Raw genomic sequence first — 25,365 nt, forward strand, 5'->3', positions numbered from 1 at the left:
CGGCGTGGCCGGGGCAGTCGACGTGGGCGTAGTGACGGCTCTCGGTCTCGTATTCGACGTGGGCGGTCGAGATGGTGATGCCGCGGGCCCGCTCTTCCGGCGCGCCGTCGATCTGGTCGTAAGCGCGGAATTCGCCGAAATACTTGGTGATCGCAGCGGTCAGCGTCGTCTTGCCGTGGTCAACGTGGCCGATCGTGCCGATGTTGACGTGCGGCTTGTTCCGTTCAAACTTTGCCTTACCCATTTGGGTGCTCCTATGTCGTTCGGTTGCGGTGGGGTGGACCCCACCCTACGGGGTGGTAGGGCGGGGTAACCCCCGCCACACCGGTTAAGCGTATTTCTTCTGGATCTCGTCCGAGATGTTCTGCGGCACGGCGTCGTAATGGTCGAAGGACATCGAGAACACGGCCCGGCCCGAGGTCATCGAACGCAGCGTGTTGATGTAGCCGAACATGTTGGCCAGCGGAACCATGGCGGCGATGACGTTCGCGTTGCCGCGGCTGTCCTGGCCGTTGATCATGCCCCGACGCGAGGTCAGGTCGCCGATGACGCCGCCGGTGTATTCCTCCGGGGTGACGACTTCGACTTTCATGATCGGTTCCAAGAGCTTGGCACCGGCCTTCTTCATGCCTTCACGCATCCCGGCACGCGCCGCGATTTCGAAGGCGAGGACCGAGGAGTCGACGTCGTGGAACGCACCGTCAACCAGCGCCACCTTGAAGTCGATCACCGGGAAGCCAGCCAGGGGACCTGAGTCCATCACGGACTTGATGCCCTTTTCGACACCGGGGATATATTCCTTCGGCACCGCACCGCCAACGATCTTGGATTCGAAGGAGTAACCTTCGCCCGGCTCGGTGGGGGTGATGATCAGCTTGATGCGGGCGAACTGGCCCGTACCACCGGTTTGCTTCTTGTGGGTATAGTCGATTTCGGCTTCGCGCGAGATGGTCTCGCGGTAGGCCACCTGCGGGGCACCGATGTTCGCCTCGACCTTGAACTCGCGACGCATGCGGTCGACGAGGATGTCGAGGTGAAGTTCGCCCATGCCCTTCATGATCGTCTGACCGGATTCGAGGTCGGTCTCGACGCGGAAGGACGGGTCTTCGGCAGCCAGGCGCGCGAGGGCGATGCCCATCTTTTCCTGGTCGGCCTTGGACTTCGGTTCCACGGCGATTTCGATCACGGGGGTCGGGAAGGTCATGGTTTCCAGAACCACCGGATGGGCCGGATCACACAGCGTGTCACCCGTGGTGGTTTCCTTCAGGCCAGCCAGCGCCATGATATCGCCGGCGAAAGCCTCGGCGATTTCTTCCTGCTTGTTGGCATGCATCATGACCATGCGGCCGACGCGTTCCTTGCGGCCCTTGGTCGAGTTCATCAGCTGGTCGCCCTTCTTCACCTGACCGGAGTAGATCCGGGTGAAGGTCAGCGTGCCCATGAAGGGGTCGTTCATGATCTTGAAGGCCAGACCGGAGAAGGGCTGCGCATCATCCGCCGAACGGGAGATGTTGCGGGTTTCCGTCTCGTCGCCCGGCTCGAAGCCCAGGTAGGGCGGCACGTCGAGCGGGTCGGGCAGGAAGTCGATCACGGCGTTGAGCATGGGCTGGACGCCCTTGTTCTTGAACGCGGAGCCGGCGAGGATCGGCACGAATTCGATCGCAAGGGTGCCCTTGCGGATCAGCTTGCGCAGCGTCGCTTCGTCGGGCTCGTTGCCCTCGAGATAGGCTTCCATGGCTTCGTCGTCCTGGCCGACGGCCAGTTCGAGCATGTTGTAGCGCCATTTGTCAGCGTCAGCCTTCAGGCTGTCGCGGATCGGTTGACGCACCCAGGAAGCGCCGAGGTCTTCGCCCTGATAGACCCATTCTTCCATGGTGATCAGGTCAATGATGCCTTCCAGCTTGTCTTCGGCACCGATCGGCAGTTGGATCGGCATCGGGACAGCGCCGGTACGGTCGGCGATCATCTTGACGCAGTTCATGAAATCCGCGCCGGTCTTGTCCATCTTGTTGACGAACACGATCCGCGGAACCTTGTAGCGGTCAGCCTGACGCCACACGGTTTCGGTCTGGGGCTCCACGCCGGCGTTGCCGTCGAGCAGAACCACGGCACCGTCGAGCACGGCCAGCGAACGTTCGACTTCGATGGTGAAGTCGACGTGGCCGGGGGTGTCGATGATGTTGAAGCGGTACTTGTCGTCCGACGAGTGGTTGGCGGAGTCGATCTGGCGCTGCCAGAAGGTCGTGGTGGCAGCCGAGGTGATCGTGATGCCACGCTCTTGCTCTTGCTCCATCCAGTCCATGGTGGCGGCGCCATCGTGGACTTCCCCGATCTTGTGGGTCTTGCCGGTGTAGTAGAGGATCCGCTCGGTCGTCGTGGTCTTACCCGCGTCGATGTGAGCGATGATGCCGAAGTTACGATAGCGATTAAGCGGGTATTCGCGCGCCATGATAACCCCTTACCAGCGGTAATGGCTGAACGCTTTGTTTGCGTCGGCCATCTTGTGGGTGTCTTCACGCTTCTTCACGGCCGTGCCGCGGTTGTTCACCGCGTCGGACAGTTCAGCAGCCAGACGTTCTTCCATCGTGTTTTCGTTGCGCTTGCGGGCAGCGGTGATGACCCAACGGATCGCCAGGGCTTCGCGACGCTCGGACCGGACTTCAACCGGAACCTGGTAGGTTGCACCACCGACGCGGCGCGAACGCACTTCGACGGAGGGTTTCACATTGTCCAGGGCTTCGTGGAAAGCCTGGATCGGCTCGCGCTTCAGACGGGTCTGAACGCGGTCAAGGGCGCCATAAACGATGCCTTCAGCGACCGACTTCTTGCCGTCGAGCATCAGGTTGTTCATGAACTTGGTCAGGACCCGATCACCATACTTGGCGTCGGGCAGAATTTCGCGCTTCTCAGCGGCGTGACGACGGGACATGCTTTATCTCCTCACTTCGGACGCTTGGCGCCATACTTCGAACGACGCTGACGGCGTTCCTTGACGCCTTGCGTGTCGAGAACGCCGCGGAGGATGTGGTAACGCACGCCGGGCAAGTCCTTGATACGGCCGCCGCGGATCAGAACAACCGAGTGTTCTTGCAGGTTGTGCTTTTCGCCGGGGATGTAGCAGATGACTTCGAAGCTGTTGGTCAGACGCACTTTGGCGACTTTCCGCATAGCGGAGTTCGGCTTCTTCGGGGTCGTCGTGTAAACGCGGGTGCAGACGCCGCGCTTCTGGGGGCAGGATTCCAAGTGCTGGGACTTGGACTTCCGGACTGGTGCCTCCCGCGGTTTGCGGATCAGCTGTTGAATAGTCGGCATGCACGTTCCTCGTGTTGCTCTGTCAATACTCGCACCGAACCTCGATGCGCCACTTCTCGACATGTCATCTTGCGCCTATCGCAAAATGCCAAAACCGCAGTCGCCCCCAACGCGGGTGCGGTGCGGCGGAATTCCAGAGGATCGGGGTTTGGTGACCCGGATCGTGACCAGTTCCAATGTCTTGACCTCCGCCAGGGCGGACCCGTGGCTGAGGTAGGCGGCTGATAGGGGGAATCGCTTGGGAAGTCAACAGCGCTTGGGGCTTTGGCCCCTGGCCGTGGCGTCAGGTCCGCCCTGCGCCCGGGTCAGTCCTCGTCGGGCGCGTGAACCTCGCGCGCGCAATCGGCGGTGACGAGGTAGGCTGCGAGCGTGGTCTTGCGATAGGCGGTGCCGGAAAGCGTCAGCGGCAGGGCTTCGGTCGCGCAGGTCGGTTTGGTCTGGGTCACCAGAAGGACCGGGCCGGTCAGATCTGCGGGCAAGGGGTAGGTCTGTTCGTAATGGGTGCGCGGCTTGCCCAGCGGCGGGGTCGAGAAGAAGCGCAGATCCTGGCCGCGCCCGGTGTAGAAGAGGTCGGCCAGCACATCGCGGTTGTCGGTGACGATGGGGGCAGAGCCGGACTGGCGCGACAGTGCCATGATCTCGGCGCTCATCGCGGCGCGGCCGATGTAGCGTTGCAGCAGGGGCTTGCCGTTCGGGCCAAGGCTCGGGAAGACGGTCAGCACCGGCAGGGCCAGGCAGAGGGCGCCATTGGTCAGGACCGAGGCGAGCCGCCAGCGCGGGAAACGGTCGAGCACCAGGACCGCCAGCACGGTGCCGGCGAAATAGGTGGTGATCGCCCAGTTCGCCAGCGCCTGGTCCATCATGGCCTGGACCGAGACCACGACGATCGGCGTGAAGGCAAAGGCGACGAGGAAGGCGTTCCTGCGGAATCGCCTTATGCCCAGAAGGAAGGCGCCGAACATGATCGGACCGACCACGCCAAGCTGGGTGCCCCAGAACTCGAACAGGTCATCGAGCCCGAATTCGTCGAAGAGGTCGCCATGCTCGATCCAGTTGATGTTCTGGCCGGTGTGGTTCAGGGTCGAGAGCCCGTTGGTCAGGTTCCAGATCAGGTTGGGCGCCACGATGGCCGCCCAGGCCAGCAGGATCAGCGTGAGCTCCTTCATGCGCGGCCGCAGGTCGCGGTCGCAGACCGCCGCCACCGCGATGCCGGCCAGAAGATAGACCCCGGCATATTTGGCGAGACAAGCGATCCCTGCCATCACCCCCACCAGAAGCGCATCGCGCAAGCGATGCTCGGCCATCAGGCGGTGGTAGAAGAACAGGCCCGCGGCGAAGAAAGGGGCCAGCACCGTGTCGGTGGAGATGAGCAGGCTGCCAAGGGCCACCATAGGCAGCGTCACATAGGCCGCCGCCACCCAGACCGCGACCTGCCGCCCGCCGATCCGCGCCCCAAGGGCCGCAAGGATCAGCGCCGTCGCGCCATGCAGGATGGCGCCCGGCATCCGGACCCAGAAGACGGCATCGGACTGCGCCAGCGTCGTCACCCCGCCGATCAGCCAGGCGATCAGCGGCGGTTTGGAAAAATAGCCGAAGGCGAAGTGCTGGCCCCAGAGCCAATATTGCGCCTCGTCCACGAAAAGGTCGGTGCGGTCGAAGGCCAGAAGCAGCAGCCGCAGCGCCGTGATGATCCCGACGATGGCAAGGGATCGCGGCAGCCAGGCCTTCTCCTCAACCGACAACACTGCGCCTTTCCTTGTAGATCAGCCAAAGATTGCGCGAATAGATGATGGTGCCCGGCAGCTGGCCGAGGATGATCACCGGATCAAGCTTGCGCAGCCCGTAGGCCAGCACGATCAGCCCGCCGAGGATGCTGAAATACCAGAAGGCCACCGGAACGACCGAGCGCCCGGCTTTCTCGGAGGCGAGCCACTGGACGATGAAGCGCCCGGTGAACATCAGCTGGCCCAAGAGACCCACGATCACCCAAAGCGCATCCGCCGAGGTTTCGACATGCATCAGCGACAGGATTGTGTGCATCACCGCTCCTCGGGCAGGGCTTTCGCCTTCTTGCGGCGGCGCAGCAGCCAGGCAACGCCCAGCAGATCCACGGCGCCGACCAGGGCCCGTTGCAGGTTGGAATAATTCGACGCCCCGGCCACGCGGGCGCGGTGGCTGACATCGACATGGGCGACCTGCCAGCCATCGCGCGCAAACAGCGCCGGAAGATAGCGGTGCATGTGGTCGAAGTAGGGGAGTGCGAGGAAAGGCTCGCGCCGGAAGGCTTTCAGGCCACAGCCGGTGTCGCGGGTGCCGTCCTTCAGAAGCCAGCCGCGCAGACCATTGGCCAGACGCGAGGCGATCTTCTTCGACCAGGTGTCCTGCCGCTTGACCCTTTGGCCGGCGACCAGACCGACATTCCCCGCCAGATCCGCCAGCAGCGGTGCGACCAGACGCGGCAGCTCTTCCGGAGGGTTCTGGCCGTCGCCGTCCAGCGTGCAGATCACCGGGGCGGTGGCGGCCATCACACCTGTGTGAACCGCAGCACTCTGCCCGGCCGAAGTGGCATGGCGCAACAGGCGGACATGGGGAATGCCCAAGCCATGGACCGCCGCGGCGGTGCCGTCGGTCGAGCCGTCATCGACGACGATGATCTCGATCGGCGCATGGGATTTCAGGGCCGCATCAATGGCTTGCACCAAAGAGCCGATGTTCTCGGCCTCGTTGCGGGCCGGAATGACGACAGATATGTTGGTCATGATCCTTGCCCCTGTTGCCTGCCATATAGAGCAGGTGTTAGCGCCTTGCAATTCATGCCCTGCGCACATGTCGCGCTTTGCGTTCCCGCAGGATGACATAGATGCCGGAAATCACCACCACCGCGCCGCCGATCAGGGTCAGCGCATCGGGCAAAGTGCCAAACAGCGCCCAGCCGAGCAGGATCGCCCAGAGCAGCGAGGTATAGCGGAAGGGCGCCACCAGCGCCAGATCCCCGACCCGCATCACCGAAATCGCGCAGAGATAGCCGATGATCAGGAAGCCCGCCGCCGCCGTGGTCTGGGCCAGCTGGGTCACGGTGACCGGCTGCCACCCTTCCACCGCGACGCCCAGAATGCCCATCAGGGTCACGGCACAGGCGGCCCAGATCGCCCCGGTGGTCGAGGGCAGCTTGGCCGAAAACCCCTTGGTCGACAGATCGCGCAGCACCACGCAGGCCACCGAGGCGAGGCCGAGGATCGACCAGCGGTCGAAATCGGCGGCGCCGGGGCGGATGATCAGGAGGACGCCGACGAAACCCACCATGATCGCGCTGAGCCGCCGCCAGCCGATCGGCATCTTGAAGAGCACGGCCGCCGACAGCGTCACCGCCAGCGGCAGCGACTGCATGATGGCCGAAAGGTTGGCGAGCTGCATATGGGTCAGTGCGACCAGAAAGGTCAGCGTGGAGGAAATCTCGCCCACCGTGCGCAAGGACAGGAGGATGCGGTCCCTGCCCTGCGGCAAGAGGTTGAAACCGCCCGGCGTGCGGGCGGCGATGACCAGAAGCCCCGCCGTCGCCAGAAGGCCGCGCAGAAGGATGGTCTGGAACAGCGGCAGGCCGCCCCCCGTCACCGCTTTGACGAGCGTGTCGTTCAGCGTGAAGGCCAGCATCGAGGCGCACATCAGAAGGATGCCGCGGGAATTGTCGGAGAGTGTCATGCGAGGCCGCCACAAGGAAAAGCCCCCCACCTTCGCAGGCAGGGGGCCCGTGTTTTCAGACCGGACGGCTTATTCGCCGCGGCTTTCGATCGTGTCGACCAGACCCGAGTCGCGGTCGTCGCCCAGGTCCATCACCGCGAGCGGGGCTGCCAGGGCAGCGGCCGCCTCGGCCTCGGACTTGCGGGCTTCGATCACGGTCTGGTCGCGGTCGGTCGCGATCTTCTTCACGCGGCTGGTGGCACCACCGGTACCGGCCGGGATCAGACGACCCACGATGACGTTCTCTTTCAGGCCGACGAGCTTGTCGCGCTTGCCCTGAACCGAAGCCTCGGTCAGCACCCGCGTGGTCTCCTGGAACGAGGCCGCCGAGATGAAGCTGCGGGTCTGCAGCGACGCCTTGGTGATCCCGAGCAGGATCGGCTCGGCCACGGCAGCGCGCAGACCGCGTGCATTGGCCTTGTCGTTGGCTTCGTCCAGTTCGGCCTTGTCGACGTTCTCGCCCTTCAGCAGCGTCGTCTCGCCCGAGTCCAGAATCTCGAACTTCTGGAGCATCTGGCGCACGATCACTTCGATGTGCTTGTCGTTGATCTTCACGCCTTGCAGACGATAGACGTCCTGCACTTCGTCGATCATGTAGTTGGCAAGCGCCTCGACCCCCAGGATCCGCAGAATGTCGTGCGGAGCCGGGTTGCCGTCCATGATGTAATCCCCCTTCTGGACGAAGTCGCCTTCCTGAACCGGAATGTGCTTGCCCTTCGGGATCATGTATTCGACCGCCGTCAGCGTCTCATCGACCGGCTCAACGGTGATGCGGCGCTTGTTCTTGTAGTCCTTGCCGAAGCGGACATAGCCATCGGTTTCCGCGATGATCGCGTGATCCTTCGGGCGACGGGCTTCGAACAGTTCGGCCACGCGGGGAAGACCCCCGGTGATGTCCTTGGTCTTGGCACCTTCGCGCGGAATACGCGCCACAACGTCGCCGGGGCGGATTTCCTGACCGTCTTCGACGGACAGAATGGCGTCCACCGACATCGGGTAGGAGATCGGGTTGCCGGTTTCCGAACGCACGGGCTCGCCCGTGGCCGGGTCCATGACGATCACTTCCGGCTTCAGCTCGTTGCCCTTGGGGGCCGAGCGCCAGTCGGAGACGATCTTCTGGGTCATGCCGGTCGCTTCGTCGGTATCCTCGCGGACGGAGATGCCCGAGATGAGGTCCTTGAACCGCGCCACACCGGTCTTTTCGGCGATGATCGGCAGGGTATAGGGGTCCCATTCGAACAGCTTGTTGCCGCGTTTGACCATCTGGCCGTCCTTGACGTGCAGCTTGGCACCATAGGTCAGCTTGTGCACCGCCCGGTCCGCACCCGCCTCGTCGAGGATCGCGATCGACATGTTCCGGCCGACGACAATCTGCTCGCCCGAGACGTTGGACAGGAGGTTGGCGTTGCGGAACTCGATCTTGCCCTCTTGGGAGGCTTCGAGGAAGGACTGTTGACCGCCCTGCGCGATGCCGCCGATGTGGAAAGTCCGCATCGTCAGCTGCGTGCCGGGTTCGCCGATCGACTGTGCGGCGATGATGCCGACAGCTTCACCCTGGTTGACCAGCGTACCGCGTGCAAGGTCACGGCCATAGCACATGGCGCAGACGCCCTCTTCGGCCTCGCAGGTCAGCGGCGAACGGATGCGCGCGGTCACGATGCCCGCCTGATGGATCAGGTCGGCACGGCGTTCGTCGATCAGTTCACCCTTGCCTACCACGACCTCACCGGTCGCCGGGATGATGATGTCATCGGCAGCCACCCGGCCCAGCACACGCTCGGCCAGCGATTGCACGACTTCACCGTCATTGACGGCCACATCGGCGGTGATCGCACGCTCGGTGCCGCAATCGTGCGACCGCACGATGCAGTCCTGCGCCACGTCCACCAGACGGCGGGTCAGGTAACCCGAGTTCGCCGTCTTCAGCGCGGTATCGGCCAGACCCTTCCGGGCGCCGTGGGTGGAGTTGAAGTACTCCAACACGGTCAGACCTTCCTTGAAGTTCGAGATGATCGGCGTCTCGATGATCTCGCCCGAAGGCTTGGCCATCAGACCGCGCATCCCGCCCAGCTGCTTCATCTGCGCTGGCGAACCCCGGGCCCCGGAGTGCGACATCATGTAAACCGAGTTCGGTTCCATTTCGGCGCCGGCCTGGTCGTATTTCACGGCCGAGATCGCGGACATCATGTCAGCCGCGACCTTGTCCGAGCACTTGGACCAGGCGTCGACGACCTTGTTGTACTTTTCGCCCTGGGTGATCAGGCCGTCCATGTACTGCTGTTCGAACTCTTTCACCTGATCGCGGACTTCGTTCACGATCGGCCACTTGGAGTCCGGGATCAGCATGTCGTCCTTGCCGAAGGAGATGCCGGCACGGAAGGCTTCCTTGAAGCCCAGACCCATGATCTGGTCACAGAAGATCACCGACTCTTTCTGACCGCAGTAGCGGTAGACGGTGTCGATGACGGACTGCACGTCCTTCTTGCGCAAGAGACGGTTGACCAGATCAAACGGCGCCTTGGCGTTCAGCGGCATGATATTGCCCAGGCGCAGACGGCCGGGGGTCGTATCGAAACGCTTCCAGACGATATTGCCCTCTTCGTCGACCTGACGCAGACGCGCCTTGATCTTGGAATGCAGGTGAACGGCGCCCGAGGCCAGCGCATGTTCGACTTCGTCGATATCGGTGAAGGCCATGCCCTCGCCGACCATGCCTTTGCGCTCCATCGTGACGTAATAGATGCCCAGAACCATGTCCTGCGACGGAACGATGATCGGCGCGCCGTTGGCGGGCGACAGAACGTTGTTCGTCGACATCATCAGAACGCGGGCCTCAAGCTGGGCTTCCAGCGAGAGGGGAACGTGGACAGCCATCTGGTCGCCGTCGAAGTCGGCGTTGAAGGCCGAGCAGACCAGCGGGTGCAGCTGGATCGCCTTGCCTTCGATCAGGATCGGCTCGAAGGCCTGGATGCCAAGACGGTGCAGCGTGGGCGCGCGGTTCAGCAGCACGGGATGTTCGCGGATGACTTCATCCAGGATATCCCAGACCTCGGGACGCTCTTTTTCCACCAGCTTCTTGGCTTGCTTGACGGTCGAAGACAGACCCTTGGCTTCCAGACGCGAGTAGATGAAGGGCTTGAACAGTTCCAAGGCCATCTTCTTCGGGAGACCGCACTGGTGCAGCTTCAGCTCCGGCCCGGTCACGATGACCGAACGACCCGAGAAGTCGACGCGCTTGCCCAGAAGGTTCTGACGGAAGCGGCCCTGCTTGCCTTTCAGCATGTCGGACAGCGACTTCAGCGGACGCTTGTTGGTGCCGGTGATGACGCGGCCACGACGGCCGTTGTCAAAGAGGGCATCGACAGCTTCCTGCAGCATCCGCTTTTCGTTGCGCACGATGATGTCGGGCGCGCGGAGTTCGATCAGCCGCTTCAGACGGTTGTTGCGGTTGATCACGCGGCGGTAAAGGTCGTTGAGGTCGGAGGTCGCAAAGCGGCCGCCATCCAGCGGGACCAGCGGGCGCAGTTCCGGCGGGATGACCGGAAGCACGGTCAGCACCATCCACTCCGGACGGTTGCCGGATTCGAGGAAATGCTCGACGATCTTCAGACGCTTGATGATCTTCTTCGGCTTCAGCTCGCCCGTCGCTTCCTTGAGGTCAGCGCGCAGTTGATCGGCCAGCGACTCGAGGTCGATGCCGACCAGCATTTCGCGGATCGCTTCGGCGCCGATGTTGGCGGTGAAGGCGTCGGCACCATACTGGTCCTGCGCGTCGAGATATTCTTCTTCGGTCAGCATCTGGCAATAGGACAGGTCGGTCAGACCCGGCTCGATCACCACATAGTTTTCGAAGTAGAGGATGCGTTCCAGATCCCGCAGCGTCATGTCCAGCATCAGACCGATGCGCGAGGGCAGCGATTTCAGGAACCAGATATGGGCGACCGGGGCGGCGAGCTCGATATGGCCCATCCGCTCGCGGCGCACCTTTTGCAGGGTGACTTCCACGCCGCACTTTTCGCAGACGACGCCGCGATATTTCATGCGCTTGTATTTGCCGCAAAGGCATTCGTAGTCTTTGATCGGCCCGAAGATCCGGGCGCAGAACAGACCGTCACGCTCGGGTTTGAAGGTCCGGTAGTTGATGGTTTCCGGCTTCTTGATCTCGCCATAGGACCACGAGAGAATCCGCTCCGGCGAAGCCAGAGAGATCTTGATCTCGTCAAAGGTCTTGATCGGAGCAACCGGGTTGAAAGGGTTGGTCGAGAGTTCCTGGTTCATTTCAATTCCTAAGAATGGGGGCGGCGGGGGAGGGATCGGCGGCAAGGTGCGCAATGAATGCGCACCCTACGTAGGGTGTGCCTTCAGGGCGCACCCACCGCGTCATTCCTCCTCCGCATCCAGGAGTTCCATGTTGAGGCCGAGGCCGCGCACTTCCTTGACAAGGACGTTGAACGATTCCGGCACGCCGGCTTCGAAGTTGTCCTCGCCCTTGACGATGCTTTCGTAGACCTTGGTCCGGCCTGCCACGTCGTCCGACTTCACGGTCAGCATTTCCTGCAGGGTATAGGCGGCGCCATAGGCTTCCAGAGCCCAGACTTCCATTTCCCCCAGACGCTGACCACCGAACTGCGCCTTGCCACCCAGCGGCTGCTGCGTGACGAGCGAGTACGGGCCGGTCGAACGGGCGTGCAGCTTGTCGTCCACCAGGTGGTGGAGTTTCAGCATGTATTTCACGCCAACCGTGACCTTGCGGGCGAATTTCTCGCCGGTGCGGCCGTCGAAGACCTCGGATTGACCCGAAGTGTCAAAACCCGCGCGGGTCAGCGCGTCGTTGACATCCAGCTCCTTGGCGCCGTCGAAGACCGGCGAGGCGATCGGAACGCCACGGGTCACATTGCCCGCGAGTTCCAGGAAATCCGCCTCGTTGCGGTCGGCGAAGGCTTCTTCATAGGTCTCGTCGCCGTAAGCCAGACGCATCGCCTCGCGCACCGGGGTCATGTCGCCGTGACGGCGATAGTCCTTCAGCGCCTCGTCGATCTTCAGGCCCAGACCGCGCGCGGCCCAGCCCATATGCGTCTCGAGGATCTGACCCACGTTCATCCGGCTCGGCACGCCGAGCGGGTTGAGCACGAGGTCCACCGCGGTGCCATCGGCGAGGAAAGGCATGTCCTCGACCGGAACCACCTTGGAGATAACCCCCTTGTTGCCGTGACGACCGGCCATCTTGTCGCCCGGTTGCAGCTTGCGCTTCACCGCGACGAAGACCTTGACCATCTTCATCACGCCCGGAGGCAGATCGTCGCCACGACGGACCTTTTCGACCTTGTCCTCGAACCGGTTGTCGAGCGCGCGCTTCTGCGCTTCGAACTGGTCGTGCAGGGCTTCGACGTCCTTGGCATCGGATTCTTCCGCCAGGGCGAGCTGCCACCACTGACCCTTGGACAGGGTGCCGATCAGCTCTTCGTCGATGGTCGAGCCGGCCTTGACACCCTTCGGGCCCTTCACGGCGGTCTTGCCCATGATCAGGGTCTTCAGACGCGAGTAGATGTTGCGCTCCAGGATCGTCAGCTCGTCGTCGCGGTCGCGCGACAGGCGGTCGATCTCTTCCCGCTCGATCTGCACGGCGCGTTCGTCCTTGTCCACGCCATGACGGTTGAAGACGCGGACTTCGACGATCGTGCCATAGGCGCCCGGCGGCAGACGCAGCGAGGTGTCGCGCACGTCAGAGGCCTTTTCGCCGAAGATGGCGCGCAGCAGCTTCTCTTCCGGGGTCATCGGCGATTCACCCTTCGGGGTGATCTTGCCGACCAGGATGTCGCCCGGCTGAACCTCGGCGCCGATGTAGACGATGCCAGCCTCGTCGAGGTTGCGCAGCGCTTCTTCACCGACGTTCGGGATGTCGCGGGTGATCTCCTCCGGCCCGAGCTTCGTATCGCGGGCTGCGACTTCGTATTCTTCGATGTGGATCGAGGTGAACACGTCGTCTTTCAGAATGCGTTCCGAAATCAGGATCGAGTCTTCGTAGTTGTAGCCATTCCACGGCATGAAGGCGACGATGACGTTCCGGCCGAGGGCCAGTTCGCCCATGTCGGTGCAAGGGCCGTCGGCCACCACTTCGCCACGGACCACAACGTCACCCACCTTCACCAGCGGACGCTGGTTGATGCAGGACGACTGGTTCGACCGCTTGAACTTGCGCAGACGGTAGATGTCCACGCCCGGCTCGCCGGGGTCCAGCATCTCGGTGGCGCGCACAACGATACGCGTCGCGTCGACCTGGTCGATCACGCCGGCACGGCGGGCCATGATGGCCGCCCCGGAGTCCCGCGCCACGACCGCTTCAATCCCGGTGCCCACAAACGGAGCATCGGATTGCAGCAGCGGAACCGCCTGACGTTGCATGTTCGAACCCATGAGGGCGCGGTTGGCGTCGTCGTTTTCGAGGAAGGGGATCAGCGAGGCCGCGACCGACACAAGCTGCTTCGGCGAGACGTCGATCAGGTCGATCGCATCCGGCGGGTTCAGCATGAAGTCGCCTGCTTTCCGGCTGGAAATCAGGTCGTCGGTGAAGTGGCCTTCGGCATCCTGCGCCGCGTTCGCCTGGGCGACGGTGTGGCGCATTTCCTCGGTGGCGGACATGTAGACGACCTCGTCGGTCACCTTGTTGTCGATCACCTTGCGGTACGGGGTCTCGATGAAGCCATACTTGTTGACGCGGGCAAAGGTGGCCAGCGAGTTGATCAGACCGATGTTCTGACCTTCGGGCGTCTCGATCGGGCACATCCGGCCATAGTGGGTCGGGTGAACGTCGCGCACTTCGAAGCCGGCACGCTCGCGGGTCAGACCGCCCGGCCCGAGGGCGGAGAGGCGACGCTTGTGCGTGACTTCGGACAGCGGGTTGGTCTGGTCCATGAACTGCGACAGCTGCGAAGAGCCGAAGAATTCACGCACCGCCGCCGCCGCCGGTTTGGCGTTGATCAGGTCCTGCGGCATGATCGTGTCGATCTCGACCGAGGACATGCGTTCCTTGATGGCGCGCTCCATGCGGAGCAGGCCGACGCGGTACTGGTTCTCCATCAGCTCGCCGACCGAGCGGACCCGGCGGTTGCCGAGGTGGTCGATGTCGTCGATCTCGCCCTTGCCGTCGCGCAGTTCGGTCAGGGCCTTGATGCAGGCCACGATGTCCTCGCGGTCGAGCGTGCGCTGGGTGTCGGGCTTGCCGAGGTCCAGGCGCATGTTCATCTTGACCCGGCCAACGGCGGACAGGTCATAGCGTTCCTTGTCGAAGAACAGCGTGTCGAAGAGCTGGCTAGCAGCCTCGACGGTCGGCGGTTCGCCCGGACGCATCACGCGGTAGATGTCCATGAGCGCGGTGTCGCGGCCCATGTTCTTGTCCACGGCCATGGTGTTGCGCATGTAGGGACCGACGTTGACATTGTCGATGTCCAGAACCGGAATCTCGGTAATGCCCTGATCCAGCAGCAGTTTCAGCGAGCCGCCCTTGACGTTGCCGTCACGGTCATACTCCATCGTCAGCTCATCGCCGGCTTCGACCCAGATTTCCCCGGTCTCTTCGTTGATGATGTCTTTCGAGACGTAGCGGCCCACGATCATGTCGAAGGGCAGCAGAAGCTCGGTGATCTTGCCTTCCTTGCCCCAGGTGTTCGCCATCTTCGGCGTGACCTTTTCGCCGGCCTTCAGCATCACCTCACCGGTGGCAGCATCGACCAGGTCATAGGTCGGACGGGTGCCCGACAGACGCTTGGGGAAGAACTTGGAGACCCAGCCCTTGTTCTTGACGTGATTGAACATCACGGTCTCGTAGTAGGCATCCATGATGCCTTCCTGGTCCATGCCCATCGCATAGAGCAGCGTCGTCACCGGCAGTTTGCGGCGGCGGTCGATGCGCGCGAAGACGATGTCCTTGGCGTCGAATTCGAAGTCGAGCCAGGAGCCGCGGTAGGGAATGATCCGGCAGGCGAACAGAAGCTTGCCCGAGGAATGGGTCTTGCCCTTGTCATGGTCGAAGAACACACCCGGCGAGCGGTGCATCTGGGAGACGATGACCCGCTCGGTCCCGTTCACGATGAAGGTGCCGTTCAGCGTCATCAGGGGCATGTCGCCCATGTAGACGTCCTGCTCCTTGATGTCCTTGACCGACCGGGCGCCCGTTGCCTCGTCGACGTCAAACACGATCAGGCGCAGCGTCACCTTCAGCGGTGCTGCGTAGGTCAGGTCGCGCTGCATGCATTCGTCAACGTCGTACTTGGGCTTTTCCAGCTCGTACTTTACGAATTCCAGCACTGCGGTTTCGTTGAAATCCTTGATCGGGAACACCGACTGGAAGGTGCCCTGGATGCCTTCGTCGTCCAGCGGCTTGTCGCTGTCGCCCGAACGCAGGAACAGATCGTAGGAGCTTTTCTGCACCTCGATCAGGTTCGGCATCTCCAGGACTTCGCGGATTTTGCCGTAATACCGGCGGACACGTTTCTGACCAACGTAAGCTTGCGCCATGCTCGTCGTAACCTTTCATCATCAAAGTGCGCGCTTCCGTCGGGCCACGGTCGCGCCACTCGGGCGATAGGGGGTACTGGTTCCATTCATGCCGCCCATCCCTTAGGGCAGCTCCCGAACCATCACCGCGCCTGGAAAGAGGCTTTCGCAAAAGCACCTTTCAAGACGCGCATAGCAGGGCCGGGAAATCTCCCGACCCTGCTTGCAAATCCTGTCCGAGGTTACCCTCGGGATCGGATTACTTCAGCTCGACTTTGGCGCCAGCCTCTTCGAGCTTCTTCTTCATGGCTTCGGCGTCAGCCTTGGAGGCTTGTTCCTTCACCTTGCCGCCGGCCTCGACGAGGTCCTTGGCTTCTTTCAGGCCCAGGCCGGTGATGGCGCGGACTTCCTTGATGACGTTGATCTTGTTCGGACCAGCTTCGGTCAGAACGACGTCAAATTCGGTCTTTTCTTCGACGACTTCGGCAGCAGCAGCCGGAGCCGCAGCCATCATGACGGCGCCACCGGCAGCCGGCTCGATGCCGTACTTGTCTTTCAGGATGGTCTTCAGTTCCACTGCTTGCAGCAGGGTCAGACCAACGATGTCTTCGGCGAGTTTGTTCAGATCGGCCATTTTATGTTCCGTAAGGTTTGAGATGGGGTTCTAACGAGGCGAGGACAATCCACACCCGGTCACCAGTTGCTTCAAGCGGCTTGCCGCTCCTCGATGGTCGAGAGAATGCTTGCGATCGCAGACGCAGGCGCACCAATGGCCCCGGCGATGCTCGACGCGGGCGCACCAAGGCACGCCACGATGGAAGCGATAACTTCCTCACGCGACGGCATGGCTGCCACGGCTTTCACACCGGCAGGGTCCAGAACCGCATCGCCCATTGCCCCGCCGAGAATAACGAACTTGTCGTTGGTCTTGGCATAGGCTTCGCAGACCTTCGCCGCAGCGACGGGGTCTTCCGAATAGGCCATCACGGTCATGCCCGTGAGGAGGTTGCCCATCTTGACGCCGGGCTTCCCTTCAAGGGCGATCTTGGCTAGCTTGTTCTTGGCGACGCGCACCGACCCGTTCACTTCGCGCATTTTGGCGCGCAGGGTCTGCATCTGAGCAACTGTCATACCGGTGTAGTGGGCGACCACGACAACGCCAGAGCTTGCGAAGATCTGGCCGAGTTCCTCGACCACATTCTCTTTCTGGGCTCTATCCACAGTTTTACTCCAAGGTTGGGGGTTGCCCCCCGGCTCATGTTTGCCCCGGGTTTCCCTGGGGCGTCGGGTCCATGATGTCTTCCGAGCCTGCAGACGGCCAAGGCATAAGCCCCGGTGAAATCGGTTCGAACTCCATCTCAGGAGGGAAATTAAGCTTTCTTGCGAAGGCACCCACCGTCTCGGACAAAGCACGTCCCTGCCTCGTGACGAATCACGCGGCAAGGACAGATTATGTCATTACAAGGAACACCGAACGGGCGCAATCAGAGATGCGCCTTCCGTTACGGCTGGGGGTAGGTGTGAACGTCTTGGCACCTAACCTGCCCCTTATATCAGCTTTTTACCCGCATTGCACCCCCGCTTTCGCGCGGCGAGGCGGAGAGATGCCACAATATAAGCGGGAAATCGTATGTGGGCGGCCCGGACGCGGCTTTCAAGCCCCGACCGGCTTGTATCTGCCAAACCCGCCCCGGCAAAAGAAAAGGCCCCCGGCAGCCAGGCTGCCGGGGGCCGATCATTTCAGGTCAAAGGCTCAGCGGGCGCTGGCCGAGGACAGGTCGAGCGAGACGCCCGGGCCCATGGTCGAGGACAGCGAGACCTTCTTGAGGTAGGTGCCCTTGGCCCCGGCCGGCTTGGCGCGGGTCACGGCGTCGACGAAGGCGCGGACGTTTTCGGCCAGCTTCTCGTCCGAGAAGGAGATCTTGCCGATGCCGGCATGGATGACGCCGGCCTTTTCGACCTTGAACTGCACTTCACCACCCTTGGCGGCGGTGACGGCGGTCTTCACGTCCATGGTCACGGTGCCGACCTTCGGGTTCGGCATCAGGTTGCGCGGCCCGAGGATCTTGCCCAGACGGCCGACCAGCGGCATCAGGTCCGGGGTCGCGATGCAACGGTCGAACTCGATCTTGCCGGACTGGATGGTTTCCATCAGGTCTTCGGCGCCGACGATGTCGGCACCAGCAGCGCGGGCTTCGTCAGCCTTGGCGCCACGGGCGAAGACGGCGACGCGCACGGTCTTGCCGGTGCCGTTCGGCAGCTGGCAGACGCCACGGACCATCTGGTCGGCGTGACGCGGGTCAACGCCGAGGTTCATCGCAATCTCCAGCGTCTCGTCGAACTTGGCCGAGGCGGCGGATTTGATCAGGGCGACAGCGGCTTCGACAGCGACGGCCGATTTGCCAACGAAGGCTTCCCGCGCGATGCGGGTACGTTTTCCGAGCTTGGCCATGATTTACCCCTTGATCTCGATGCCGCAGGACCGGGCGGAGCCCAGGATGATGCTCATTGCCGCGTCGATCGAGTTGGCGTTGAGGTCTTTCATCTTGGTTTCAGCGATCTTGCGGATCTGTGCGACCGAGACGGTGCCGGCCACGGTGTGGCCCGGCTTGACCGAACCCTTGGCGCGGTTGCGCTTGCCCACCAGCGGCAGACCGGCAGCCTGCTTGAGCAGGTAAGACGCCGGAGCGGTCTTCAGCTCGAGGCTGAACGACTTGTCCTGGTAGTAGGTGATGATGACCGGGGTCGGGGTGCCGGGGGGCAGATCAGCGGTCTTCGCGTTGAATTCCTTCACGAAGGCCATGATGTTCAGACCGCGCTGACCCAGCGCCGGACCGACCGGCGGGGACGGGTTCGCTTGGCCCGCTTTCACTTGCAGCTTCAGGCTGCCGATAATCTTCTTGGCCATCTGGCCTCTCCTTTTTCACTGCGCCCGCCGCTCATTCGGCAAGGGTCGCGGTTTAGTGGTCCGGTCCGTCACCCGATCAAGGGCGCTCGCCTCCCACGCGATGCACTCAGGCGCCCTTGGACACCTGGGTGAATTCCAGCTCGACAGGGGTCGCCCGTCCGAAGATCGAGACCGAGACTTTCAGGCGGCTGTGCGCCTCGTCCACTTCCTCGACCATGCCATCGAAGCCCTCGAAGGGGCCGTCGGTGACCTTGACCTTCTCGCCGATGTCGTAGCGGATCAGGTTGCGCGGTGCAGCCTCGCCCTCTTCGACGCGGTTCAGGATGCCGTTCACTTCGGAATCGCGCATCGGCATCGGCTTGCCCTGCGGACCGAGGAACCCGGTCACCCGGTTGATCGACGAGATCAGGTGGTAACCCCGGCTCGACATCTCCATCCGCACCAGCACATAGCCGGGCATGAAGCGCCGCTCGGAGGACACTTTCTTGCCGCGCCGCACCTCGATCACCTCTTCGGTGGGCACCAGCACTTCGTCAATCTCTTCTTCCAGACCGGCTTCCGACACGGCGGTCCGGATCTGCTCGGCCACTTTCTTCTCGAAATTCGAGAGAACGGATACCGAATACCAGCGCTTGGCCATGCGTCGCCCACCTTATTCTTGCCCCGGCCCGTGCCGGAGACGTCTTGATTACGCGCGGGAACCCGCGCCAGGGAACAAAAAACAGCGCGCCGCCGAATCGCTGCGCGCCGAATGTCCCTCGAACCTGCGGCGGGATAGCCTTCCGATCACCTTTTTTCAAGGAAAATCGGCCGACCGCAAAACCGCCCGGCGGATTTCAGTGGAAGGCGCTCAGCACATAGGTCAGGCCGAACTTGATCAGCACGTCGATCACGCTGAAGAAGGTGGCCGTCAGCGCCGCCATGACAAAGACCATGACGGTGGTCAGCACCACTTCGCGGCGCGAGGGCCAGGCGACCTTGCCAACCTCGGTACGGACCTGCTGGATGAACTGCATCGGGTTGGTCGTGGCCATCTTCGGGCTCCGCTTTATAAGGACTGGTCGCAGATACGCGGTTGGCCCGCGGAATTCAAGCGCCGCAAATGGCAGAGGGCGACCGGGAAGGGCCGCCCTCTGCAAGGCTCAACGGTCTTCGACCTGGTTCAGGTAGGCGCCATAGCCTTCGGCTTCCATGTCGTCGCGGTGGACAAAGCGCAGCGAGGCCGAGTTGATGCAGTAGCGCAGGCCGCCGCGGTCGCGCGGGCCATCGGGGAAGACATGGCCAAGGTGGCTGTCGCCATGGGCCGAGCGGACCTCGGTGCGAATCATGCCATGGCTCACGTCACGCAGCTCGGCGACATGGGCGGGCTCGATCGGCTTGGTGAAACTGGGCCAGCCACAGCCGCTTTCGAACTTGTCGGACGAGGCAAACAAGGGCTCGCCCGAGACGATGTCGACATAGATCCCCGGTTCGTGGTTATCGAGGTAGATGCCGGTGCCGGGGCGTTCGGTGCCGTTCTGCTGGGTGACGCGGAACTGCTCCGGGGTCAGGGCGGCGATGCGGTCGGGAGATTTGGTATAGGTCATGCGCGTTCTCCTGTGTCTGGCAGGAATATGCGCATTGCGGCCCGGTTTTCCAACCCGCTGGCGCGGTTGTGTTCGACTGAAACAATCAGGTTTGCGGCGCGGGGATCGGGAAGACGGCGGGCCAACCGGCAAGGTTGGCAGGAGTTGGGGGACTCGAACCCACGACCCTCGGTTTTGGAGACCGATGCTCTACCAACTGAGCTAAACTCCTAGGCCTGCGGGCGGGGTAAACCAGCGCGCCGGGCACGTCAAGAGGGCGCGGGCGCAGGTTCAGGGATTCTGGCCGGGTGGCTGGCCTTGGCCGGGGAAAAGCCGGGCGAAAAGCTGCCCCGCCGTGCGGATCGCGGCATCGAGGCCTTCCACATCGATATCGGCGCCGATCTCCTCCTCGATCTCGAGGATGCTTTCCAGAAACGCCACCGACGAAAGGTCGAGCCCGGCGCCGAACAGCACCGTGTTCGGCGCAACTCCGCCGTCCAGCCGCCCTTCGGCCCTTGCGTGGCGCGTCAAAATCGCGGCAAACTTGTTCCAGTCCAAGGTGATATCTCCCAAATTTCCGCTGACCAATGCTTAGCTGAAGCGGCATGAAAGGCCAGACCAAGATGCCAAGCCGCGTATTCCGGCCAAAGACCGCCGAAGCGATCCTTTCCCTGCCGCATGACGACCGGGCGATCCGGGCCGCCCTGGCCGAGGCTTTGGCCCAGCCAGACTTTCCCGGCGAGGCGGCCACCGATCAGGATCTGACCAGGCTTGTGACCCAGGTGGCGCGCAGTTTCCTGGTGCGGCGCGATGTCGGGGCGGCCTGCCGGGTGATCGGTGCGGCGCCGCCGCGGCTGCGCCAGCGGATGCCGCTGCAGATGCTCAAGGCGCAGATCCTCAGCCTGATGGGCGATATCGCCGGGCTGGAGACGACGCTGGCAGGGTTGCTCGAACGCCCGAGGGTGGCCGAGGTGCGCAACGGCATCCTGTCGGCCGCGACCTCGCGTTTCGGCATGGGCTGGTGGCTGGGCGGCGCCTGCGCGCTGAAACCCGCCCTCTGGGGGCCTTTGCCGGACAGCCCGGGCGCGTGGGTCCGCGAGGGCAGCGGCGAATACCTGGCACCGATCGTTCCCGGCCTCTTCAGCGAGGAGATGCTGGCCCCGGTGCTGCGCGTCAGCGGCCTGACCCTGGCCGAGGCGCAGACCCGCCTGATGGCGCAAGAGGCCGCGTCGCGCCGCGCCGCCTGTCTTTACGAGGCCGACATGAAGGCCCGCCTCGCCCCCGAGGGCACGCCGGGCGCGGCGCAGATCATCGCCTATCACGATCGCTTTGTGCGCGAGGAGATCACCGGCGACCTGAGCCCGCTCATCGCCGCGCGGGAGGCGGGGCGCAATGCGATCCTCCTGATGGCCCATGCCGGCTCTGCGATCCGCTTTTCCAAGCTTGCGGCCCTGCCGGGGCCCAAGGCGATCTTTGCCCACAGCTATGTGCCGCGTCCCGACATGCTTTGGGTGCCGACCTTGCGCGATGCGGCCACCGTCAACCTCGGCTTCATGCGGCTGGCCCGCAGCATCCGCAAGGAGCCGCATCTGGTGATCCTCTTGCCCGACGGCATGACCGGCAGCGCCGCCACCGAGGTCGAGGTCGAGGGCACGCGGTTCCGCGTCTCGCTTGGCGGGGCGGCCTTGGCGCGGGTGGCGCCCTCGACGCTGTTCTTTGCCCGCAGCCTGCAGCGCGACGGCAGGCTGGAGGTCGAGATCACCGAGGGCCCGCAGATGGGCCCCGGCATGGACAGCGCCGAATCCGACGCCACCTTCGCCGCCTTTTACGGCGAGGGCCTGGCACGGATCCTGCACAGCCCGATCGAGGATATCGGTCAGTTCGGCTTCATGCGGTCGGCGGTGAGCAGCGGCCTCTCCGACCCGGAAGAGATCGAATGACCCTGCGCCGGGATTTCACCGCCGGCCTGCCGCATCTGGACATCCACACCCTGGCCGAGGAGTGGGCCCTCGCCTTCGCGATGGAGGGGATCTGGAGCCTTCTGGCGGCAAGCCTCGGCACGCCGCCCTCGCTCTGGCGCGATGCGCAGGGGGTGCGGATGTACAATGCGGTGATGGCGCTGGAGACCCGGACCGACCTCGCGCAGCCGGTCTGCGAGGATGACCTCGTAACCACCGAAACCACCCTGACCGCGATCCGCAAGCCGCATGCGATCGGCGTCACGCGCTTTCTGGTCGGCGGCACGGTGCGGCTGGAGGTGCGGCTGCTGACCAGCTTCATCCGGCGCGATACGGCGGGGTCGAACAAGAAATTCTCCAAGGTCCGCGACATCTGGCAGGCCGAGGATCGCGACCCAGAGGCGGTGAACAGCTGGCTTGAGGCGCATCACGCGGCCAAGGCGACGCCGCTGCCCGAGACGCACGCGCTGACCCACGAGGTCAACCGGCTGCAGGATTTCAACGCGGCGGACTTCCTTTATTTCAAGAACTTCGTCCGCATCGCCCGGGCAGCGGAATGGCGGCACGGGCGGGGAGGTGCGCCGCAACTGGCCGCCAGCCGCCAAGCCTTCTACTATGGCAATGTCGAGGATGGCGAAGAAATCGCGGCCGTGATCGCGGCCCGTGCGGGGCAGACCTGCACAGCACTTTGCGACCCGGCAGGGCGCGGCCTGTTCCTCAGCTTTGCCCGGATGCAGGCGGTGGAGATCAAGCCGCGCTGAGGGCTACCCGGTGTCAGCTTTTCTTGACGAACTGGGTCAGGATCACGATGGTCTGGTCATTGACCCGCCCCTCGATCTGGCCCGGATTGTCACGCACCAGCCGGATCGCACGGACGGCGGTGCCGCGCTTGGCCACCATCGAACTGCCCTTGACCGGAAGGTCCTTGATCAGCACCACCGTATCGCCCTGGGCGAGCAGAGCGCCGTTGCTGTCGCGATGCTCCACCGCGGCTTCGGCTTCGGAAAGCCCGGCTTCGGCGCGGGAAAGCACCTCGGGGTCGAGGTAGACGTTTTCCAGGAGCTCCACCGCCCAGGCCTCTTGCGGCAGGGATTTGAGCAGACGCCAGGCGGCGATCTGGGTCGCAGGCTCCGCCGCCCAGATCGCATCGCCAAGGCAGCGCCAGCGCGGGCCGGGGATGATCTGGCCAGCGAGGGCCGCAGCACAGGTCGGGCAGAAGAGCGCCTGATCCGCGCCGGGCGGAAGGGGCACAAGGGTGGCATCGGGGGCGGCGCAAAGGACGCAGGTCATGGATCAGCCTTTCAGGAAGATGGGCAGATTGCCCATCCTACTCACCGCCGCTGGATGCGACGCTGGCGGCGCGGGGGCAAGCGGAAACCGGGCCTGCGCGGCATCGGGTGTTGAAGTTTCGCGCTTCCGCGGGGTTAAGTGGGGAAAGCCCCCAAGGAGAGGTTTCGCCGTGAAGATGCTGCGCCTCGCCCTTTGCCTCTCCCTGGCCCCCTTGCCCGGCGCGGCCGAGCCGGATTGCCTGGCCCAACCGACGCGGGCTTGCGTCTTTCAGCTGGCGCTGCGGCAGGCCGTGGCCGAGGATCGGCCCGTGATCCGCGCTTCCGGCCTGCTCGCGGTCGCCGTCTTGCAGGAGGAAGAGGGGACCGGGGACGCCACCCAAACCCGGGCTGCCCTTCTGGCGCAGCTGCTGAAGGACGCGCCGGAGCCGACCTTCGCCCATCAGGTGCTGCGGTCTGCGGCGACCTTGCTGTGGACATCCGCTGTCCCCCTTGGCGACGCGCCCGACACCGATGCCTGGCTGCAGGCGACGCTGGCCGATCTGTCGCGCATGGCCGGCCTTCCGGTCGAGGACATCTACAGCCCGGCGGAGATTGCGCGCGCCTCGCGCATCCGTGCGCAGGTCGCCTCCACCCCGGCGGACCGGCTGGCCCGGTTCGCCCGGCTGGAGACGGGGCGCGGGCCCGAGATCCCGCGCCAGAATCTGCGGGACGCCGGTTTTTACATGGACATGGACCCGGTGCGCGAAGGCCTTCTGGCCGGTCTTTTTGCCAAGGGGGCGCTCAGCGGCGCGCGGGCCGAGATCGCCAGCTGGACCGATCCCGCAGAAAGGGCCAACGGCTTTGCCGCCCTGGCGCTGGCCTATGCCCGCGCCGGAGACCTCGCCACCGCGCTCGATCTAGCCCGCAGGCCGGACCTGACGGCCACGACCCTGCTGAGCGAGCCGGCCAAGGAGGGTCTGGTCGAGGTCTGGGCCCGCGCCGGCGCCCAAAAGGCTGACGAGATCGCGCCGGAATACGGCCGGGCCACCGCCCTGCCCCCCAATTTTCAGCCGGGCTTTCGGGCCAGAATAACCATCTCGATGGTGATGGGCGACATCACCACGGCGCATGCGCTTCTGATGCAGGTGAGGCACGGGCAGCGCGCCATCGCGGTGATGCAGGCGCTTGATGCGGGGCTTGACCATGATCCCGCCCGCGGCGCGGCCTTCGTCGCCCTCTTCCCGCGGGAGGAGCAGGCAGAGCTGTTCCAACGCCTTGGCGAGGCTCAATTGCAGGTCGGTGACGTTGAGGGCGCGCAGGCCACCCTCGCCCTCATGGAACCGCTTCCCGACGCCCATATCGCCACGATCCTGCTGCGCGAGGCTCTGGCCCCGCTGATGGCCGCGACCGGGCGAGAGGAAGAAGCGGTGCAGCTAGCTGCCGAGATGAAGGATGCCACTGTCACCGCCCTCGTCGCCGCCCGGCTGGAATAGCAAAGGCCGCCCCGAAGGGCGGCCTTTCCCGTAGGATGGGCAATATGCCCATCTAACCGGAGATCACTCGATGATCTTCGAAACCACGCCGGCGACGCCAAGAGTGTCCAAAATCATCATTCGATGATTTTGGAGACGACCCCTGCCCCAACCGTACGGCCGCCTTCACGGATGGCGAAGCGGAGCTTCTCTTCCATGGCGATGGGCGCGATCAGTTCGACGTTGAACTTCAGGTTGTCGCCCGGCATCACCATCTCGGTGCCGGCCGGCAGTTGCACGGTGCCGGTCACGTCGGTGGTGCGGAAGTAGAATTGCGGACGGTAGTTCGCAAAGAACGGCGTGTGACGGCCGCCTTCTTCCTTGGTCAGGATATAGGCCTCGGCTTCGAACTTGGTGTGGGGCGAAACCGACTTCGGCTTGCACAGCACCTGGCCACGTTCCACGCCTTCACGGTCGATGCCGCGCAGCAGGACGCCGACGTTGTCGCCAGCCTCACCGCGATCCAGCAGCTTGCGGAACATTTCCACACCGGTGCAGGTCGACTTCTTGGTGTCGCGGATGCCGACGATTTCGACTTCGTCGCCGACGTTGATCACGCCACGCTCGATACGACCGGTCACAACGGTGCCG

23 protein-coding genes and 1 tRNA gene are annotated in these 25,365 nt (G+C 63.8%); 3 read left to right on the top strand and 21 right to left on the bottom strand.

Annotated features, from left to right (window positions below; translation table 11 throughout):
* The 19 genes from AC1DZT_RS24770 to AC1DZT_RS24860 all read right to left on the bottom strand — a co-directional run.
* Positions 1–244 (bottom strand): GTP-binding protein (locus AC1DZT_RS24770; protein ID WP_478009324.1); only part of this gene is annotated, 244 nt, incomplete at its 3' end.
* An 84-nt stretch (positions 245–328) separates the two neighbouring features.
* Complete coding sequence (gene fusA, locus AC1DZT_RS24775; RefSeq protein ID WP_478009325.1) at positions 329–2,449, bottom strand: elongation factor G; 2,121 nt, start codon at positions 2,447–2,449, stop codon at positions 329–331.
* Positions 2,450–2,458: 9 nt separating this feature from the next.
* The gene (gene rpsG, locus AC1DZT_RS24780) at positions 2,459–2,929 is read right to left on the bottom strand and encodes a 30S ribosomal protein S7 (protein WP_478009326.1); all 471 of its coding nucleotides are present in this window, start codon (positions 2,927–2,929) and stop codon (positions 2,459–2,461) included.
* Between the two features lie 11 nt (positions 2,930–2,940).
* The gene (gene rpsL / locus AC1DZT_RS24785) at positions 2,941–3,312 is read right to left on the bottom strand and encodes a 30S ribosomal protein S12 (RefSeq protein WP_478002915.1); all 372 of its coding nucleotides are present in this window, start codon (positions 3,310–3,312) and stop codon (positions 2,941–2,943) included.
* Positions 3,313–3,617: 305 nt separating this feature from the next.
* Positions 3,618–5,057: an ArnT family glycosyltransferase gene (locus AC1DZT_RS24790; protein WP_478009327.1), complete on the bottom strand. Its 1,440-nt coding sequence runs from the start codon at positions 5,055–5,057 to the stop codon at positions 3,618–3,620.
* Positions 5,044–5,352: a lipid-A-disaccharide synthase N-terminal domain-containing protein gene (locus AC1DZT_RS24795; protein ID WP_478009328.1), complete on the bottom strand. Its 309-nt coding sequence runs from the start codon at positions 5,350–5,352 to the stop codon at positions 5,044–5,046. Before AC1DZT_RS24795 ends, AC1DZT_RS24790 begins: the two co-directional genes overlap by 14 nt.
* Positions 5,352–6,071: a glycosyltransferase family 2 protein gene (locus AC1DZT_RS24800; RefSeq protein ID WP_478009329.1), complete on the bottom strand. Its 720-nt coding sequence runs from the start codon at positions 6,069–6,071 to the stop codon at positions 5,352–5,354. The genes AC1DZT_RS24795 and AC1DZT_RS24800 overlap by 1 nt, the downstream gene beginning before the upstream one ends.
* 52 nt (positions 6,072–6,123) lie before the next feature.
* Positions 6,124–7,011, bottom strand: coding sequence for a DMT family transporter (locus tag AC1DZT_RS24805; protein ID WP_478009330.1), 888 nt, complete (start codon positions 7,009–7,011; stop codon positions 6,124–6,126).
* Positions 7,012–7,080: 69 nt separating this feature from the next.
* A complete protein-coding gene (rpoC, locus tag AC1DZT_RS24810; RefSeq protein ID WP_478009331.1) occupies positions 7,081–11,328 on the bottom strand; it encodes a DNA-directed RNA polymerase subunit beta' in 4,248 nt (1,415 codons plus the stop codon).
* Between the two features lie 102 nt (positions 11,329–11,430).
* A complete protein-coding gene (gene rpoB / locus AC1DZT_RS24815; RefSeq protein WP_478009332.1) occupies positions 11,431–15,564 on the bottom strand; it encodes a DNA-directed RNA polymerase subunit beta in 4,134 nt (1,377 codons plus the stop codon).
* Positions 15,565–15,802: 238 nt separating this feature from the next.
* Positions 15,803–16,177, bottom strand: a complete 375-nt coding sequence (rplL, locus tag AC1DZT_RS24820) for a 50S ribosomal protein L7/L12 (RefSeq protein WP_478009333.1) — start codon at positions 16,175–16,177, stop codon at positions 15,803–15,805.
* Positions 16,178–16,248: 71 nt separating this feature from the next.
* Positions 16,249–16,764 carry a 50S ribosomal protein L10 gene (gene rplJ / locus AC1DZT_RS24825; RefSeq protein WP_478009334.1) on the bottom strand — a complete coding sequence of 172 codons (516 nt, stop codon included), beginning with the start codon at positions 16,762–16,764 and terminating at the stop codon, positions 16,249–16,251.
* Between the two features lie 532 nt (positions 16,765–17,296).
* Complete coding sequence (gene rplA / locus AC1DZT_RS24830) at positions 17,297–17,995, bottom strand: 50S ribosomal protein L1 (RefSeq protein ID WP_478009335.1); 699 nt, start codon at positions 17,993–17,995, stop codon at positions 17,297–17,299.
* A gap of 3 nt (positions 17,996–17,998) precedes the next feature.
* A complete protein-coding gene (gene rplK, locus AC1DZT_RS24835; RefSeq protein ID WP_478009336.1) occupies positions 17,999–18,451 on the bottom strand; it encodes a 50S ribosomal protein L11 in 453 nt (150 codons plus the stop codon).
* 106 nt (positions 18,452–18,557) lie between these two features.
* The gene (gene nusG, locus AC1DZT_RS24840) at positions 18,558–19,091 is read right to left on the bottom strand and encodes a transcription termination/antitermination protein NusG (RefSeq protein WP_478009337.1); all 534 of its coding nucleotides are present in this window, start codon (positions 19,089–19,091) and stop codon (positions 18,558–18,560) included.
* 196 nt (positions 19,092–19,287) lie between these two features.
* Positions 19,288–19,485 (bottom strand): preprotein translocase subunit SecE, encoded by a 198-nt coding sequence (gene secE / locus AC1DZT_RS24845; RefSeq protein ID WP_478009338.1) that lies wholly within the window; start codon positions 19,483–19,485, stop codon positions 19,288–19,290.
* Between the two features lie 108 nt (positions 19,486–19,593).
* Positions 19,594–20,037 carry a peptide-methionine (R)-S-oxide reductase MsrB gene (gene msrB, locus AC1DZT_RS24850; RefSeq protein ID WP_478009339.1) on the bottom strand — a complete coding sequence of 148 codons (444 nt, stop codon included), beginning with the start codon at positions 20,035–20,037 and terminating at the stop codon, positions 19,594–19,596.
* 135 nt (positions 20,038–20,172) lie between these two features.
* Positions 20,173–20,248: transfer RNA gene (locus AC1DZT_RS24855), tRNA-Trp, on the bottom strand.
* Positions 20,249–20,307: 59 nt separating this feature from the next.
* Positions 20,308–20,574 carry an acyl carrier protein gene (locus AC1DZT_RS24860; RefSeq protein WP_478009340.1) on the bottom strand — a complete coding sequence of 89 codons (267 nt, stop codon included), beginning with the start codon at positions 20,572–20,574 and terminating at the stop codon, positions 20,308–20,310.
* Positions 20,575–20,639: 65 nt separating this feature from the next.
* Between AC1DZT_RS24860 and AC1DZT_RS24865 the strand changes: the two genes are divergently transcribed.
* Positions 20,640–21,956: a hypothetical protein gene (locus AC1DZT_RS24865; protein ID WP_478009341.1), complete on the top strand. Its 1,317-nt coding sequence runs from the start codon at positions 20,640–20,642 to the stop codon at positions 21,954–21,956.
* The gene (locus AC1DZT_RS24870; protein ID WP_478009342.1) at positions 21,953–22,735 is read left to right on the top strand and encodes an LnmK family bifunctional acyltransferase/decarboxylase; all 783 of its coding nucleotides are present in this window, start codon (positions 21,953–21,955) and stop codon (positions 22,733–22,735) included. Before AC1DZT_RS24865 ends, AC1DZT_RS24870 begins: the two co-directional genes overlap by 4 nt.
* A gap of 13 nt (positions 22,736–22,748) precedes the next feature.
* Here AC1DZT_RS24870 and AC1DZT_RS24875 read toward each other — a convergent pair whose 3' ends face one another.
* On the bottom strand, positions 22,749–23,264 hold the full coding sequence (locus tag AC1DZT_RS24875) for an alkylphosphonate utilization protein (protein ID WP_478009343.1): 516 nt from the start codon (positions 23,262–23,264) through the stop codon (positions 22,749–22,751).
* Between the two features lie 169 nt (positions 23,265–23,433).
* Here AC1DZT_RS24875 and AC1DZT_RS24880 point away from each other — a divergent pair, with 169 nt between their 5' ends.
* Entirely contained in the window at positions 23,434–24,735 is a 1,302-nt protein-coding gene (locus tag AC1DZT_RS24880; RefSeq protein WP_478009344.1) for a hypothetical protein, read from the top strand.
* Between the two features lie 116 nt (positions 24,736–24,851).
* On the opposite strand, the gene AC1DZT_RS24885 is transcribed toward AC1DZT_RS24880, so the two are convergent.
* Positions 24,852–25,365: EF-Tu C-terminal domain-related protein (locus tag AC1DZT_RS24885; RefSeq protein ID WP_478009345.1), on the bottom strand; the 514-nt coding region annotated here is incomplete at its 5' end.

This window comes from Rhodobacter sp. P1_C2, from assembly GCF_056406375.1.